This is a genomic window from Leisingera sp. ANG49 (assembly GCF_059694505.1).
On the sequence record NZ_JCATZN010000007.1, the window covers coordinates 134997 to 149344 of the forward strand.

Annotated in this window: 11 protein-coding genes; 7 read left to right on the forward strand and 4 right to left on the reverse strand. The window is 65.1% G+C overall.

Features of this window, described 5'->3' with window-relative positions; translation table 11 throughout:
- The first annotated feature begins 60 nt into the window (after window positions 1-60).
- Window positions 61-1539, forward strand: coding sequence for an ABC transporter substrate-binding protein (locus AC58NV_RS19850; RefSeq protein WP_497228676.1), 1479 nt, complete (start codon window positions 61-63; stop codon window positions 1537-1539).
- Between the two features lie 67 nt (window positions 1540-1606).
- Window positions 1607-2689 carry a ligand-gated ion channel gene (locus AC58NV_RS19855; protein WP_497228725.1) on the forward strand — a complete coding sequence of 361 codons (1083 nt, stop codon included), beginning with the start codon at window positions 1607-1609 and terminating at the stop codon, window positions 2687-2689.
- Between the two features lie 33 nt (window positions 2690-2722).
- Here AC58NV_RS19855 and AC58NV_RS19860 read toward each other — a convergent pair whose 3' ends face one another.
- Window positions 2723-3844, reverse strand: a complete 1122-nt coding sequence (locus tag AC58NV_RS19860) for an acetoin utilization protein AcuC (protein WP_497228677.1) — start codon at window positions 3842-3844, stop codon at window positions 2723-2725.
- A 174-nt stretch (window positions 3845-4018) separates the two neighbouring features.
- Between AC58NV_RS19860 and AC58NV_RS19865 the strand changes: the two genes are divergently transcribed.
- From AC58NV_RS19865 to AC58NV_RS19880, 4 genes are read left to right on the forward strand one after another with little or no spacing between them, the layout of a single operon-like run.
- Window positions 4019-4966: an ABC transporter permease gene (locus AC58NV_RS19865; protein WP_497228726.1), complete on the forward strand. Its 948-nt coding sequence runs from the start codon at window positions 4019-4021 to the stop codon at window positions 4964-4966.
- Window positions 4963-5778 (forward strand): ABC transporter permease, encoded by an 816-nt coding sequence (locus tag AC58NV_RS19870; protein ID WP_497228678.1) that lies wholly within the window; start codon window positions 4963-4965, stop codon window positions 5776-5778. The genes AC58NV_RS19865 and AC58NV_RS19870 overlap by 4 nt, the downstream gene beginning before the upstream one ends.
- Window positions 5775-7382 carry an ABC transporter ATP-binding protein gene (locus AC58NV_RS19875; RefSeq protein ID WP_497228679.1) on the forward strand — a complete coding sequence of 536 codons (1608 nt, stop codon included), beginning with the start codon at window positions 5775-5777 and terminating at the stop codon, window positions 7380-7382. The genes AC58NV_RS19870 and AC58NV_RS19875 overlap by 4 nt, the downstream gene beginning before the upstream one ends.
- Window positions 7375-8826, forward strand: coding sequence for an aldehyde dehydrogenase family protein (locus AC58NV_RS19880; RefSeq protein WP_497228680.1), 1452 nt, complete (start codon window positions 7375-7377; stop codon window positions 8824-8826). Before AC58NV_RS19875 ends, AC58NV_RS19880 begins: the two co-directional genes overlap by 8 nt.
- A 78-nt stretch (window positions 8827-8904) precedes the next feature.
- Here the strand turns inward: AC58NV_RS19880 and pncB are convergent, their stop codons facing one another.
- The 3 genes from pncB to pncA all read right to left on the reverse strand — a co-directional run bounded on the left by pncB (window position 8905) and on the right by pncA (window position 13187).
- Window positions 8905-10194, reverse strand: a complete 1290-nt coding sequence (gene pncB, locus AC58NV_RS19885; RefSeq protein WP_497228681.1) for a nicotinate phosphoribosyltransferase — start codon at window positions 10192-10194, stop codon at window positions 8905-8907.
- Between the two features lie 62 nt (window positions 10195-10256).
- The gene (locus tag AC58NV_RS19890) at window positions 10257-12521 is read right to left on the reverse strand and encodes an ATP-binding protein (RefSeq protein ID WP_497228682.1); all 2265 of its coding nucleotides are present in this window, start codon (window positions 12519-12521) and stop codon (window positions 10257-10259) included.
- A 69-nt stretch (window positions 12522-12590) separates the two neighbouring features.
- A complete protein-coding gene (gene pncA, locus AC58NV_RS19895) occupies window positions 12591-13187 on the reverse strand; it encodes a bifunctional nicotinamidase/pyrazinamidase (protein WP_497228683.1) in 597 nt (198 codons plus the stop codon).
- 177 nt (window positions 13188-13364) lie between these two features.
- Between pncA and trhO the strand changes: the two genes are divergently transcribed.
- Complete coding sequence (gene trhO / locus AC58NV_RS19900; RefSeq protein ID WP_497228684.1) at window positions 13365-14276, forward strand: oxygen-dependent tRNA uridine(34) hydroxylase TrhO; 912 nt, start codon at window positions 13365-13367, stop codon at window positions 14274-14276.
- Window positions 14277-14348 lie beyond the last annotated feature (72 nt).

Below are 14348 nucleotides of genomic sequence, written 5' to 3' on the forward strand. Positions count from 1 at the left end.
AAACTCGTTTCCAATGGGCGCCATTTTCAAGCCCGCAGATTGCAAACAGGGAGATTTCAGATGGGTTTCAGATCCTTTGTTTTTGCCGCCAGTTCGGTGCTGGCGCTGGTGGCGGGCGGCGCCTGGGCCAAGGACAGCGTCACCATCGGCCTGCAGCTGGAGCCGCCGCATCTGGACCCGACCAGTGCCGCCGCGCAGGCCATCGACTCGGTGGTTTACAGCAATGTCTTCGAGGGGCTCACGCGCTTCATGGGCGACGGCTCGGTGGTGCCGGGGCTGGCGGAAAGCTGGGAAATCTCCGAAGACGGCACGGTCTATACCTTCAAGCTGCGTGAGGGCGTCACCTTCCACGACGCCAGCGCGATGGATGCGGAGGATGTGAAATTCTCGCTCGACCGCGCCCGCGCCGAGGACAGCACCAACGCGCAGAAAGCGCTGTTCGAAGGGATCACCGCCGTGGATGCGGAGGATCCGCAGACCGTGCAGATCACGCTGGAGGCGCCGAACGGCAGCCTGCTGTTCAACCTCGCCTGGGGCGATGCGGTGATCGTGGCGCCGGAGAGCATCGAAAACATCAAGACCAATCCGGTCGGCACCGGCGCCTATACCTTCCAGGAATGGGTGCAGGGCGACCGCATCACGCTGGCGCGCAACCCGGATTACTGGGGCGATCAGCCGCCCCTGGCCTCGGCCACCTTCAAGTTCATCTCCGACCCGACCGCTGCGTTCGCCGCGATGATGGCAGAGGATATCGACGCCTTTGACAACTTCCCGGCGCCGGAAAACCTGCCGCAGTTCGAGGCTGACCCGCGGTTCCAGGTGCTGGTGGGATCGACCGAGGGCGAAACGATCCTGTCCACCAACAACAAGCAGCCGCCGTTTGACGACATCCGGGTGCGGCAGGCGGTGGCCCATGCCATCGACCGGCAGGCGATCATCGATGGCGCCATGTTCGGCTACGGCACCCCGATCGGCACCCATTTTGCGCCGCACAACCCGGCCTACAAGGACCTGACCGGCAATTCCGCCCATGATCCGGAGCAGGCCAAGGCGCTGCTGGCCGAAGCAGGCTTCCCGAACGGGTTCGAGACCACCCTGCACCTGCCGCCGCCCTCCTATGCGCGGCGCGGCGGCGAGATTGTTGCGGCACAACTGGCCGCGGTGGGGATCAAGGCTGAGATCATCAACGTGGAATGGGCGCAGTGGCTGGAAAGCGTGTTCCGCGGCAAGAGCTTTGGCCTGACCATTGTCAGCCATACCGAGCCGATGGATATCGGCATCTATGCCCGGCCTGAGTATTACTTCCAGTATGACAGCAAAGCCTTTCAGGAACTGATGGCCAAGCTGAACGCCACCACCGGCCCGGAGGCCCGCACCGCACTCCTGCAGGAGGCGCAGGAGATGATCGCGGCGGATTACGTGAACGGCTACCTGTTCCAGCTGGCCAAGCTGGGGGTGGCCAAGGCCGGGCTGCAGGGGCTGTGGGAAAACGCGCCCACTGCCGCCATCGACCTGAGCGCGCTAAGCTGGGCAGAGTGACAGCATTGCCGCGAAGCCCCTGCCGGCCGGGCTTCGCGGCTTCACCTTGTGAATCGGCAGTTTGAGTATGGTGTTTTCAGGTATCTTTCGGCCTCTCGGCCGCTTTTGGGGTCTGATCCTGCTGGGTTTGGCCTGCCTTGCCTGGCCGGCCTGGGCCCGGGCGGAGCTTTCGGGCGGTCTGGAAGGTTTGACCGGACAGCTGGATACCCCGCTGGAAGTGGGCATCGGCATCAAGATCGACCAGATTGTCAACGTCGATCAGAAAGCCGAGAACTATAGCGCCGTCGCGGTCATCCGGGCCGAGTGGACGGACCCGGCGCTGGCTTTCGATGCCGAGGAATTCGGGCGCGATGTCCGCATCTTCCAACCCGATGCGCTGGCGGACTATGCCAAGTCTGCCGGCGCGGTCGTCCCGGTGTTCGTCATCATGAACCAGCAATCCAACCGCTGGATTCACCAATCCGCGGCCGGCGTGCGCTCAGACGGCAGTGTGGTCTATGTCGAAAAATCCTCGCTGACGCTTCAGGCCCCGCATTTTGATTTCAGGAAATACCCGTTCGATACCCAGCGGTTCCAGTTCGAAGTCGCGTCAGTACTGCCTTCGGCATACGTGAACTACTATCCGCTGAACGAATATTCCGGGCTGGGCGGCATGCTGGGCGAGGAAGAATGGATCCTTGGAAACGCACACCTGATCCAGACCAATGCCGAAGGGATTTCAGGCCATGAGAGCGACCAGATCACGCTGGTTTTCGAGGGCAAAAGGCACATCACCTATTACCTGATCCGGGTGTTTCTCCCTATGCTCGTCCTGATCACGGTAAGCTGGTCGGTCTTTTTCCTCGACGAGTACCGGAAGCGGATCGAGATTTCGGGGGCGAACCTGCTGGTCTTTGTGGCCTTCAACTGGGCGATTTCGGCGGACCTGCCCAAGCTGGGATATCTGACTTTTCTCGATTTCATCCTGCAATGGATGTTCCTCGCCACCGGTGCGATCATCGTCTTCAACGTGGTGCTGCGCAAACTCAAGCTGGCCGGGCGCGAGACGCTGGCCCGGAAGCTCGACAATTATGCTCTGAAGTGGATCTACCCCATTGGCTACGCGGCCATCGTCGGACTTGCCGTGCTGAAGTTCCTGGTCACATCCTAGGCGAACCGGGCCCGGCGTAGCGCCGACGCTGCGCTAGCCCCTGAAACACCTGTCCCGCAGATAAGCCACGCGCTCGCGGATTTCCTGCCGGACCTCTCCGCCGCGCGGCTTGTCCCTGAGCGTGGTGAACCAATGCTCCGGCGGGTTGCGGCCCAGCCGGTTGCCGTTGAACTCCAGCCCGCGCAGCACCGCTTCGCCTTCTGCGGGCAGCCGCTCCGGCACCTCAAATCCGTTCAGCGCGGCCCAGACCCCGGTCCAGAGCCGCCCCACCGACCACGGGTTGTAACCGCCCCCGCCCAGCACCAGATAGCGCGGCGCCATTGCCATCAGCACCCGCACCACCGCCCAATGGGCGTTGTTCGACAGACTCAGATGCGGCAGCGGGTCTTCGGTCACCGCATCCGCCCCGCATTGCAGCACGATGGCGTCGGGCGCGAAGGCGTCCACCACCGGCAGGATCAGTTCATCGCGGATATGGGCCATCTCATCATCGTTGAAGCCGCGCGGCACCGGCAGGTTCAGGGCCGAACCGCCCGCGTCCTCCGTCAGCCTGCCGGTCTTAGGCCAGAGGTTTTCCTCATGCACCGAGATCATCAGCATGTCCTTGTCGCCGGCAAAGCCGTGCTCCACCCCGTCGGCGTGATGCGCGTCGATGTCCACATAGACGATCCGCTGCGCGCCGTGGTGGCGCAGCGACAGCATCGCCAGCACCGGATCGTTCAGATAGCAGAAGCCGTTGGCCCGGTCCGGCATCCCGTGATGGGTGCCGCCTGCAGGGTTATAGATGATGCCGCCATCCGCCAGCAGTTCGCCCGCCAGAATCGACCCGCCAGCGGCGGTGGCCGGGCGGCGGAAGATCTCCGGAAACACCGGATTAGAGATGGTGCCGAGATGATGCCGCGCGCGCACCGCCGCGCTCACCTCCTGCGCTGCCTCCGCCGCCTGCAGCGCCGCGATGTACTCGGGCGTGTGCCAGATGGTCAGCGCCGCCGGCTTGGCGCGGGGCGAGTTCACATAGACCGAGTCCGGCAGCCAGCCCAGCGCGCGGGACAGGTCCATCACGGTCGAGACCCGCGGCACCCGCAGGGGGTGGGTGCGGCCATAAGATGAGCCGCGGTAGATTTCCGATCCGATGAACAGGGGGCGGGACAGCATGAAAGAGAGATAGCCGGTTTCCGCCCGCTGCCAAAGGGCCTGTCCCCGTTCCTCGCCCGAGTCCCAGGCGAACGCCCGCTCAACCCTTTGACGCTGCGCATTTTTGCCGGTCAGCTGCGGTTTCCCTCCACCTCCCTCTGGACCCGTTCCCCGCAGGCTCCTAACGTGGCAGCCATGCTGCGCTATGCCCTGAAACGCCTGTTGTCGCTGATCCTCAGCCTGGCCGTTGCCTCGCTGGTGATCTTCCTCGTGGTGGAGGTGGCGCCGGGCGACCCGGCCTCCTTCATGCTGGGGGTCAACGCGCAGCCTGATACCGTCGCCGCGCTGCAGGCGGAGCTGGGGCTGGATCAGGGCAAGCTGGCCCGATACCTGACGTGGGCGGCGGGCATGCTGAGCGGCGATTTCGGCACCTCCTACACCTACCGCACGCCGGTCGCGGGGATGATCGCGGACCGGCTGTGGGTGTCGCTGCCGCTGGCGCTCTATGCGCTGACACTGTCCACCTTCATTGCCTTTCCGGCCGGCATCTACGCCGCGGCCCGCCGCGGCAAGCCGGGCGATATGGCGGTGATGGGCGCGACCCAGCTGGGCGTCGCGGTGCCGAACTTCTGGTTTGCGATGATGCTGGTGCTGATCTTTGCCATCAACCTGCGCTGGTTCGGCGCGGGCGGGTTTCCGGGCTGGGAGGCTGGTCTTTTGAGCGGCCTCCATGCGCTCACCCTGCCCGCAATCGCACTGGCGCTGCCGCAGGCGGCAATCCTGACCCGCGTCATGCGCTCCGCCCTGCTGGACATCCTGGGCGAGGATTTCATGCGCACCGCCCGCGCCAAGGGTCTGACCCGGAACCAGGCGCTGTGGCGGCACGGCGTGCGCAATGCGCTGATCCCGGTGCTGACCATCATTGGGCTGCAGTTCTCCTTCCTGCTGGCGGGCGCCATCATCATTGAACAGGTGTTCTACCTGCCTGGCCTCGGGCGGCTGGTGTTCCAGGCGATTTCCTCGCGCGATCTGATCGTGGTGGAGTCGGTGGTGATGCTGCTGGTCTTTGCCGTCATCACGGTGAATTTCCTGGTCGATCTCGCCTATGCGCTGGTCGACCCGCGCCTCAGGAGCCGTTCATGACCCGCAACCTGATCCTTGGCGCCCTGCTGTCCTCGCTGGTGCTGCTGGCGGCGGCGGTGTCCTTCGTCTGGACACCCTTCGACCACGCGGCGATGAACATCCCCGCCAAGCTGCAGACGCCCAATGCGCAGCACTGGCTGGGCACCGATCATTTCGGGCGCGACCTGATGTCGATGATCATGGTCGGCGCACGCACCTCCATCGCCGTGGCGCTGGTGGCCGTCGGCATCGGCATGGGCGCGGGCGTGCCGCTGGGGCTGGCCGCCGCGGCGCGCAAGGGATCGTGGCTGGATGAATTGATCATGCGCGGCAACGATCTGGTCTTTGCCTTCCCGTCGCTGGTGATCGCCATCCTGATCACCGCCGTCCTTGGCGCCGGCGCGGTCAACGCCATCATCGCCATCGGCATTTTCAACATCCCCGTCTTTGCCCGCATTACCCGCGGCGCGGCGCTGTCCCTGTGGGAGCGGGAGTTCATCCTGGCCGCGCGGGTGGCAGGCAAAGGCGCGGCACGGATCTCGGCGGAGCATATCCTGCCCAATGTGATGAACCTCTTGATCGTGCAGGGCACCATCCAATTCTCGCTGGGCATTCTGGCGGAGGCGGGCCTCAGCTACGTCGGCCTTGGCGCGCAGCCGCCCACCCCCAGCTGGGGGCGGATGCTGGCTGATGCGCAGACCATGGTCAGCTTTGCGCCGCATCTGGCACTGGTGCCGGGCATGGCGATCATCCTCACCGTGCTGGGGCTGAACCTGCTGGGCGATGGCCTGCGCGATTATCTGGATCCGAAACTCAGGGTGGCACGCACATGACGCTTCTGGATGTCACCAGCCTGTCGCTGAAGATCGGCGCCTTCCAGGTGCTGAAGGATGTGTCCTTCCACGTCGATCCGGGCGAGATTGTTGCCGTCACCGGCGAGAGCGGCTCGGGCAAGTCGATGACCGCACTCGCCATCATGCAGCTGCTGCCGGATCTGGCGGAGGCCAGCGGCTATATCACCCTGGAGGGCACTCAACTGCTGGAGCAGTCCGAGGACCGGATGTGCGCGATCCGCGGCCAGTCCGTCGGAATGGTGTTCCAGGAGCCGATGACCGCGCTGAACCCTGTGCAAACCATCGGCGAGCAGGTGATGGAAACCATCCTGATCCACAAGGCGATGCCGCGGGAGCAGGCCGAAGCCCGCGCGCGTGAGGTGCTGGAGCGGGTCGGGCTGCCGCAGGACCGCTTTCCGCTGTCGCGTTACCCGCATGAGCTGTCAGGCGGCCAGCGCCAGCGGGTGGTTATCGCCATGGCCATTGCCCTGCGCCCGAAACTGCTGATCGCGGATGAGCCGACCACCGCACTGGACGTGACCACCCAGGCGCAAATCCTGGAACTGCTGAAGGACCTGGTGCAGGACTATGGCATGGGGCTGCTTATCATCACCCATGATCTGGCCGTGGTGGCGGATCTGGCCGACCGGATCGTCGTCATGCGCCATGGCGAGGTGGTGGAGACCGGCCACACGGACTGGCTCCTGCGCAACATGCGCCACCCCTACACGAAGATGCTGTTTGAGGCCTCCAGCCATCAGGTGGCTTTGCCACAGCCGCCTGCCCCGGCGCCGCTGCTGGACGTCAGGAACGCGGTGCGCGACTACAAAACCCCGCGCGAATCGCTGTTTGCCAAACCGGGCAGCTTCCGCGCCGTGAACAATGTCTCCTTCACCCTGAACCGCGGCGAGCGGCTGGGGCTGGTGGGTGAGTCGGGTTGCGGAAAATCGACCCTAACAAGGGCAATTCTGGGGCTGGAGCCGCTGCAAGGCGGGGAGATCCTGCTGGACGGGGGACCCGTGACGACTCACCTCGATCCGGCGATTCGGCGCAAAATTCAGGTGGTGTTCCAGGATCCTTACGGCAGCTTCAACCCGCGCCACCGGGTGGAGCGGCTGATCACCGAACCATTCCACACACTGGCTGATCCGCCCGCCGGGACGGCGCGCAGGGATCTGATTGCCGAAACCCTGAGAGCCGTCGGGCTGACGCCGGAAGATGCCGGCAAATACATCCACCAGTTCTCCGGCGGCCAGCGCCAGCGCATTGCCATTGCCCGCGCCCTGATCACCCGGCCGGAGCTGATCATCTTTGACGAGGCGGTCTCTGCCCTCGACGTCTCGGTCCGCGCCCGCATCCTCGACCTGCTGGCGGAGCTGTGCGCGGCCTATTCCCTCACCTATCTGTTTATCAGCCACGACCTGAGCGTGGTGCGCACGATCACCGACCGCTGTCTGGTGATGAAACAGGGCGAGATCGTCGAGCAGGGCGGAACCGAAGCCGTGTTCAGCGATCCCCAGCACCCCTACACCCGCCAGCTGATCGCCGCAGCGCCGGTGCTGCCCGATACTTCCGATCCCGAAAGGAGCCCCCAGCATGTCTGACCCCCTCTGGTTCGATCCCGCGCTCTGCCTCGTTGGCGGCAAGTGGCTGCCTGCGGCCAGCGGCGGCACGCTGCCGCTGGTGAACCCCTCGGATGGCAGCGAAATCTGCCGGATTGCCCGCGGCGGAGCGGCGGATATCGAGGCCGCGGTGCTGGAGGCGGAGGCAGCTTTGGACGGCAAATGGGGCCGCATGACCGCGCTGGAGCGGGGCCGCATCCTGACCCGGATCGGCCAGTTCGTGCTGGAGCGGGTGGAGCTGCTGGCGGCGATCGAGGCAATGGATGTGGGCAAGCCGCTGACCCAGGCCCGCGCCGACGCAGTGGCGCTGGCGCGCTATTGCGAGTTCTACGGCGGCGCGGCGGACAAGGTGATGGGGGAGACCATACCCTATTTGGATGGCTACACCGTCTACACCCTGCGGGAGCCGCATGGGGTGACCGGCCATATCGTGCCCTGGAACTATCCGATGCAGATCATCGGCCGCTCCGTCGGCGCGGCGCTGGCGATGGGCAATGCCTGCGTGCTGAAACCGGCCGAGGAAGCCTGTCTGACCGCGCTGGCCTTTGCCCATATCGCCATGGAGGCCGGGCTGCCCGCCGGTGCCCTGAACGTGGTGCCGGGCTTGGGGGCTGAGGCCGGCGCGGCGCTGGCCGGGCATCCGGGCGTGCATCACATCTCCTTCACCGGGTCGGTCAGAACCGGCGCGCTGGTGCAGCAGGCGGCGGGGGCAAATGTGGTGCCGGTGACGCTGGAGCTGGGCGGCAAGTCCCCGCAGCTGGTGTTCGACGATGCCGATCTGGATGCGGCCCTGCCGTTCCTGGTGAACGCGGGCATCCAGAACGCGGGCCAGACCTGTTCCGCGTCCTCGCGCATTCTGGTGCAGCGCGGGGTTTATGAGGATGTGAAAGCGCGGATGGCAGCGGCCTTTGGCACGCTCACCGTGGGGCCGGCAGCTGAGGACCTGCGGGTCGGGCCGCTGATTTCCGCCCGGCAGAAGCAAATTGTCGAGGACTATCTGAAGCAGGGCGCGGACCTGCCGGTGGCGGCACAGGGCGCCATCGTGGACAACGCACCGGCGAGCGGCGCCTATGTGCGCCCCACCCTGTTTTCGGACGTGCCGGAAGATCACGCGCTGGCGCGGGAGGAAATCTTTGGCCCGGTTCAGGTGCTGATCCCGTTTGAGACCGAAGAAGACGCGCTGCGGATTGCCAATGCCACCGAGTACGGCCTGGTCGCCAGCGTCTGGACCCGTGACGGGGCGCGGCAGATGCGGCTGGCGAAACGGCTGCGCGCCGGGCAGGTCTTCATCAACAACTACGGCGCCGGCGGCGGGGTGGAGCTGCCGTTCGGCGGGGTCGGGAAGTCCGGCCACGGGCGGGAAAAAGGCTTTGAGGCGCTCTACGGTTTCTCGCAGCTGAAGACCGTGGCAGCGCATCACGGCTGAGCGCGCGCCCCTCTCATCTTTCCAAAATACTCCGGGGTGAGGCCCCAGGCCGAGGGGGCGGCGCCCCCTCTTCTGCCCTCAAACGATTACCGCCTGCCGCTCCTGCTTGCCGACGCCGAAAACACGCTTGTAGCGCTCGATCTCGTCTTTCGGGCCCATCGCCTTTTCCGGGTTGTCGGACAGCTTCACCGTGGGCCGCCCGTTGGCCGCAACCGCCTTGCAGACCAGCGAGAACGGCGCCAGCGCGTCATCCGGCACCAGCTTGCGGAAGTCGTTGGTCAACAGCGTGCCCCAGCCGAAAGAGACCTTGGTGCGGTCCGAGAATTGCGCGTTCAGGGCCTGGATCTGCTGCACGTCCAACCCATCGGAGAAGATCACCCGTTTCTCCGCCGGATCCTCGCCGCGGTCCTTCCACCAGTTGATCGCCACCTCGGCGCCCTTGACCGGATCGCCGCTGTCGATGCGGATGCCGGTCCAGCCGGCCAGCCAGTCCGGCGCGCGGTCCAGGAATCCTTCAGTGCCGTAGGTGTCGGGCAGGATGATGCGCAGGTTGCCCTCGTGCTCGTCATGCCAGTCGGACAGAACGTCATAAGGGGCCTGAGCCAGTTCAGCGTCGCTGCCCGCCAGCGCCGAATATACCATCGGCAGTTCATGGGCATTGGTGCCGATCGCCTCCACCTCGCGGCGCATCGCGATGAGGCAGTTGGAGGTGCCGGTGAATTTCTCCCCCAGCCCCTCGATCATCGCCTGCACGCACCAGTCCTGCCAGAGAAACGAGTGGCGGCGGCGGGTGCCGAAATCGGCTATGGTGAGCCCGTCCACTTCGCGCAGGCGCTCGATCTTTTCCCAGACGCGGGTCATGGCGCGGGCGTACAGCACCTGCAGCTCGAACCGGCCCATCCGGTCCAGCACCGCGCGGCTGCGCAGCTCCATCAGCACCGCCAGCGCCGGGATTTCCCACAGCATCACCTCGTGCCACTTGCCCTCAAACGTCAGCTCGTACTGGTCGCCCTTGCGCTCCAGGTGATAGGGCGGCAGGCGCAGCCCCTCGAACCACTCCATGAAATCGGGGCGGAACATCTGCCGCTTGCCATAGAATGTATTGCCGCGCAGCCAGGTGCTTTCGCCGCGGCTGAGCGACAGCGAGCGGATGTGGTCGAGCTGTTCGCGCAGCTCGCCCTCGTCAATCAGTTTTGCCAGCGGCACCTGCGCGGAGCGGTTGATCAGCGAGAAGGTCACGGTGGTGTCCGGCTTGTTGCGGAACACCGACTGGCACATCAGAAGCTTATAGAAATCAGTGTCGATCAGCGACCGGACGATCGGATCGATCTTCCATTTGTGATTGTAGACGCGGGTTGCAATGTCCACCGGCGGCCTCGTGCATAAGGGTCACTGATTGATAGGACAGCCCGGCAGCCGGGGCAAGGAGATCAGCCCGCGCGGCGGCTTTGCGCCTGCGGCGCCAGCTTGGCCAGCAGGTCCAGAAGCTTGGTTTTGCTGATCGGCTTGCTCATGAATTCATCCATGCCCGCGGCCAGGCAGGCCTTGCGGTCGGACTCGAAGGCATTGGCCGTCAGGGCGACAATGGCAGGCTGCGGCCGGGGCAAGGCCCGGATTGCCCGGGTTGCCTCCAGCCCGTCCATTTCCGGCATCGACATGTCCATCAGGATGATGTCGGGCGCAAAGTCTTCGAATTGCGCCACCGCCTCGCGGCCATCCTGCGCGAAGGCCAGTTCGACAGGCGTGGCGTGCAGGAACTTCTCCACCAGCAGCCGGTTCACCGCGTTGTCCTCAGCCACCAGCACCCGCAGCCCGTCCAGCGCCGCCGGATCGCTTGCTTCGTCAGCCGCCGCCAGCGGTGCAGCGCTTTCCGCCCGCGCGTCCTCCAGGTGCAGCCGCACCGCAAAGCAGGAGCCGGTGCCCAATTCCGAGGACACCGCGATGCCGCCGCCCATGGCCTCTGCCAGGCGCCGGGAGATGGCCAGCCCCAGGCCGGTGCCGCCGAACCGCCGGCTGATTGCGGCATCCGCCTGCGAGAACCGCTCGAACACATCGGCCAGCTTCTCCTCGGCGATGCCGATGCCGGTGTCGGTCACGGTGAAGGTCAGCTCATACCCGCGCGCCGCGGGAGCGCCGCCCAGCGCCACGGCCACCCGGCCCTGTTTGGTGAACTTGATGGCGTTGCCGGCAAGGTTCATCAGGATCTGCCGGATCCGCCTGTCATCCCCGTGCAGCTGCGCAGGAAGGCCGTCCTGGATCTCCAGCGTAAGGTCCAGCCCCTTGGCCGCTGCTTGGGCCTGCAGCAGACGGACCGTGTTTTCGAAGCTGGCGCGGGGATCGAAATTGACCGGGCTGAGGGCCAGTTCCTCTGCGTCCATCTTGGAGAAGTCGAGGACGTCATCTATCAGGGCCAGCAGCATGTCTGCGGAATTGAGGATGGTATCGGCATAAAGCGCCTGCTCCTCGCTGAGGCCGCTGTCGCGCAACAGCTGCGCCATGCCGATCACCCCGTTCATCGGGGTGCGGATCTCGTGGCTCATGGTGGCGAGGAAATCGGCCTTGGCGCGGGCGCCGTCTTCTGCCGCGATGCGCGCCTTTTCCAGCTGCCGGGCATGTTCCTTGGCGGCGGTGATGTCGCGCTCCACCGCGATCATGGTTTCGAGCCTGCCGTCGCTGTTCAGCATCGGCACCTGGCTGGTTTCGATCCAGACCAGCCGCCCGTCCTTGCAGCGGTTGCGGATTTCCAGCCGGACCGGGCGGGCATAGCGGACGCTGTCCTTCAGCCGCTGAATGGTGGCCGGATCGGTCTCGCCGCTGTTCAGAAGATCACCGGGCAGCCGGCCCAGCGCCTCTTGAAAGGAATAGCCGGTGATGCGGGTGAAACTGTCATTGACCCAGGTGATCCGCCCTTCCCTGTCCATCAGCATCACGCTGTCATTGGCGTTTTCCGCCACCAGCGCCAGGCGCCGGGCCTCCATCCGCTGCTCTTGCAGGCGGTTATTTGCAGCCTCCAGCTGCTGCTGCTGAGCGGCCGTTTCCTGATTGTACTGGCGGGTGTTTTCAAAGGCGCGCCGCCCGTAGGCGGCCAGCCAGAACATGTAGCCGGTCAGGGTGACAACCCCGGCGGCGTGCAGCTGCCATTCGGTTGTGAACCCGCCGCCCGCAGTCAGGTCGACGCCGAGCATGGCGGCAGGCACGGCACAGAACAGCACCATCCAGACCAGCGAGGCCGCCCGGTGGTACGGCAGGGTGATCGCGGCATTCATCGCGATGCCTGCAAGCAAGGCGATGGTGAACAGAATGTCCAGGTGGTGATCGGTGTCCACACCGGCCTCCGCCCAGGGCCAGTACGGCAGGGTGGCGCAGATGCTCATCCCGGCGCCATAGACCGCCGCCGACACGGTGGACAGCAGCCGCAGCCGCCCTTCCGGAACCCCTTGGGCCGCCAGCACCGGGAGCCGCCGCAGGCAGAAACTGTCGGCGGCGTCGCCGGACAGGGCCGCGAGGAAACCAAGAGCGGCAATGGTCATGTCCGTTGCCAGCCCCAGCAGAAGGCAAACCCCAAAGACAAAAAACTGGCGCGGCCAAAAGGTTTTGTAGCGCCCTTTGGCATAGCGCAGCATCAGCTCCAGAGAGCTGTACTTCCTTTCATAGCTGGCCAATGGGCCGTTATCCGGCCCGTTCCTTGCATCCATCAGTCAGCCTTGCTGTCCGGACTCCCTGCCTGTGTTACCCCCAATTGGTTAACATTTGGAAACTTCAACTCAGGATTGCAGGCGCACCCCTGCCTCCCCCATTTGCGACAGAGCTGCCTGCAGCGAGCCATCCAGGTCGATGGCGCGGCAGGCCGGCAGCTCCACGGTCACGTCGAAACCGAGCCGGGCTGCATCCAGCGCAGTGAACGCAACGCAGAAATCGGTGGCCAGCCCGGCCAGGGTCAGCCGGGTGACGCCGCGGCTGCGCAGGTATCCTTCCAGCCCGGTGGGGGTGGTCCGGTCATTTTCGAAGAAGCCCGAGTAGCTGTCGATTGCCGCCCGGAAGCCCTTGCGGATGATCAGGTCGCCATCGGTGCGCAAATCCTTGTGAAAGGCGGCGCCCCCGGTTCCCTGCACGCAGTGATCGGGCCACAAAACCTGGGTTCCATAGGGCATTTCCGTCGTCTCAAACGGCGCCTTGCCCGCATGGGAAGAGGCAAAGGAGGAATGCCCCGCCGGGTGCCAGTCCTGGGTCAGGATCACCGCATCAAACCTGTCCATCATCGCATTGATGGGGGCCACCACCTCATCCCCGCCGGGCACCGCCAGCGCGCCTCCGGGGCAGAAATCATTCTGCACATCGACAACGATCAGGGCCTGGGTCATCGGCATCTCCTATGCTGGGTACACAATATGTAGCGGTGCGGGCGGGTCTTGGGAACTGCTGTTGGCGGCCTGCGGCCCGGCCGGGCGGAAAGATACATCCAAAGCCCTTATTTTATTGGCGCTGCGGGGCGGGTTCTTTCTCTTGAAAACCCGGGCGCATGGTTCTAAGGGCGGGGCATGTACACGATTGCTGCCCTCTATCACTTCACCCGTTTCCCCGATCCCACCGCGATCCGCCCGGCGCTTCTGGACCTGTGCCAGGCGCAGGACGTCAAAGGCTCGCTGCTGCTGGCGCAAGAGGGGATCAATGGCACCATCGCCGGCCCGCGCGCAGGCATCGACGCGGTGCTGGCGCATATCAAGTCGCTGCCGGGCTGTGCGGGGCTGGAATGGAAAGAGGCCACCGCTGCTGAGCCGCCCTTTGGCAAGATGAAGGTGCGGCTGAAGAAAGAGATCGTGACCATGGGCCAGCCGGACGTGGATCCGCTGGCCTCCGTCGGTCATTACGTCGAGCCGGAAGAGTGGAACGATCTGATCCGGCAGGACGATGTTGTGCTGATCGACACCCGTAATGACTACGAGGTGGCCATCGGCACCTTCGAGGGCGCGATCGACCCCAAGACCGAGAGCTTCCGCGATTTCCCGGCATGGTGGGAAGAGAACAAGGACCGCTTCCACAACAAGCGGGTTGCGATGTTCTGCACCGGCGGCATCCGCTGCGAGAAATCCACCAACTACCTGCTGGGCCAGGGGGTGGAGGATGTCTACCACCTGAAGGGCGGCATCCTGCGCTACCTGGAGGAAATGCCGGCGGACAACAGCACCTGGGAGGGCGAATGCTTTGTCTTCGACAACCGGGTGTCGGTCGGCCACGGGCTGGTCGAAGGCCCGCATGAGCTGTGCCACGGCTGCCGCCGCCCGATCCTGCCGGAGGACAAGGCGCGGCCCGAGTTCGAGCAGGGCGTCAGCTGCCACCTGTGTATCGATCAGACCTCGGAAGCGGACAAGGCGCGGTTCCGCGAGCGTCAGAAACAGATGCAGCTGGCCCGCGCGCGCGGCGAGGAGCATCTGGGCAGCATCCCGTTGTAAGGTCTGAGACGGATTTATTCAGTTTCAGCAGCAGGTTCGCGCCCGGTCCCGGGGGTGGGCGCGGTGCGGCTT

Excerpts from the sequence above, each read along its gene's own strand:
- AC58NV_RS19850 (WP_497228676.1), top strand. The coding sequence starts at position 61 with ATGGGTTTCAGATCCTTTGTTTTTGCCGCCAGTTCGGTGCTGGCGCTG.
- AC58NV_RS19855 (WP_497228725.1), top strand. The coding sequence starts at position 1,607 with ATGGTGTTTTCAGGTATCTTTCGGCCTCTCGGCCGCTTTTGGGGTCTG.
- AC58NV_RS19860 (WP_497228677.1), bottom strand. The coding sequence starts at position 3,844 with ATGCTGTCCCGCCCCCTGTTCATCGGATCGGAAATCTACCGCGGCTCA.
- AC58NV_RS19865 (WP_497228726.1), top strand. The coding sequence starts at position 4,019 with ATGCTGCGCTATGCCCTGAAACGCCTGTTGTCGCTGATCCTCAGCCTG.
- AC58NV_RS19870 (WP_497228678.1), top strand. The coding sequence starts at position 4,963 with ATGACCCGCAACCTGATCCTTGGCGCCCTGCTGTCCTCGCTGGTGCTG.
- AC58NV_RS19875 (WP_497228679.1), top strand. The coding sequence starts at position 5,775 with ATGACGCTTCTGGATGTCACCAGCCTGTCGCTGAAGATCGGCGCCTTC.
- AC58NV_RS19880 (WP_497228680.1), top strand. The coding sequence starts at position 7,375 with ATGTCTGACCCCCTCTGGTTCGATCCCGCGCTCTGCCTCGTTGGCGGC.
- AC58NV_RS19890 (WP_497228682.1), bottom strand. The coding sequence starts at position 12,521 with ATGGATGCAAGGAACGGGCCGGATAACGGCCCATTGGCCAGCTATGAA.
- pncA (WP_497228683.1), bottom strand. The coding sequence starts at position 13,187 with ATGACCCAGGCCCTGATCGTTGTCGATGTGCAGAATGATTTCTGCCCC.
- trhO (WP_497228684.1), top strand. The coding sequence starts at position 13,365 with ATGTACACGATTGCTGCCCTCTATCACTTCACCCGTTTCCCCGATCCC.